This window comes from Nocardia farcinica (genome assembly GCF_029867845.1).
In the GTDB taxonomy this organism is placed as follows: Bacteria; Actinomycetota; Actinomycetes; order Mycobacteriales; family Mycobacteriaceae; genus Nocardia; species Nocardia farcinica_A.
On the sequence record NZ_JARWRU010000505.1, the window covers coordinates 1 to 1,076 of the forward strand.

Sequence of the window (1,076 nt, forward strand, 5' to 3'; positions counted from 1 at the left end):
CGCGTCTCGGTGGGGGCCCCGCGCTCCTCCCCGCGACCCCCCCCCCGCCGCCGCAGCGTTGGTGCGTGTTTTTATCCGGCCCCCCGGCGCGTTTTTATTTGTCGCGGCTCCCCCCCCCACGTCCGCGGCACGGTCGATCAGCACAGCTCGCGCGCCACGGCAGGCAGGCTCAGTGCTGTGAGAAGTCCACCTGCGCGGCGGGATTGGCCACCGCCGTGGTCACCCCGGCCCCGAAGGGCCCGTCCTCGTCGAAGAGGGTGGCGTTGCCGACCGCGATGCCGTCGGTGCTGAAGTGGTTCTCGGCCTGCACGCCGATGGCGCCGCCGCGCGGCAGCCTGCTCAGCACCAGGGTCAGGTCGCCGTTGATGTAGCCGACGCCCTGCTGACCCCAGTTGGTGAGCATGCTGGTGGACTCGCCGACGGTGGCCACGGTGGCCAGCACATTGGGCTCCTCGCCGAGGATCACCGGGAAGGGCCGCTGCCAGGTGCGCTTGCGCTGGTCGTTCTGGTGCCCGCCGAGCCGCCGCGACCACCCGGACGCGTCTTCGCCGCTGTTCCACAGGTACGACACCGGCGCGTCGCCGCGCAGTTCGGCCGGCGGCGGCTCTGGCACCTCTCCCCTGGTCCACACCTGTCCCGGCGGTTGCTCGGAGGGACGTAGGAAGACCGCGGTGGCCCTGGCCACCGCTCGCCCCTCCTGGAGCAACTGGGCGTCGGCCACGGCGATGCGCGACCCGCGCCGGACCTCGACGGTGGTCACCTCGAGCGGCTTGCGCAGCGTGGCGCGGAACAGGTCGACCGTGAGCCGGGCGGGGACGAAACCCTCCGGTCGATGCGCGGAGTCGAGCTCACCGCCGAGCAGGCCGCAGATCGCGGGCCCGTTGACCATGTCCGGCGACCACGCGCCCACCGCGGCGGGCAGCGGCTCGAAACCACGATCGGTGCGTTCGAAGAACGCCAGCGGAACACTCATCTCACTCCAGTCCGCCGCCGGGCGCTAAAAGCCCGCCGCGCCGTGACGCGGCGGCCCATCGACCCGGTCGGCCTGTATACCGACCCGTCGGTCCGCTCTAGGC

1 protein-coding gene is annotated in these 1,076 nt (G+C 72.5%); it reads right to left on the minus strand.

What is annotated here, in order from left to right; all coding sequences use genetic code 11:
- Window positions 1-169: 169 nt before the first annotated feature.
- Window positions 170-973: an acyl-CoA thioesterase domain-containing protein gene (locus QH283_RS11035; RefSeq protein WP_280502923.1), complete on the minus strand. Its 804-nt coding sequence runs from the start codon at window positions 971-973 to the stop codon at window positions 170-172.
- Window positions 974-1,076: the final 103 nt, after the last annotated feature.

Coding starts and splice junctions, on each gene's coding strand:
- QH283_RS11035 (WP_280502923.1), bottom strand. CDS start 973: ATGAGTGTTCCGCTGGCGTTCTTCGAACGCACCGATCGTGGTTTCGAG.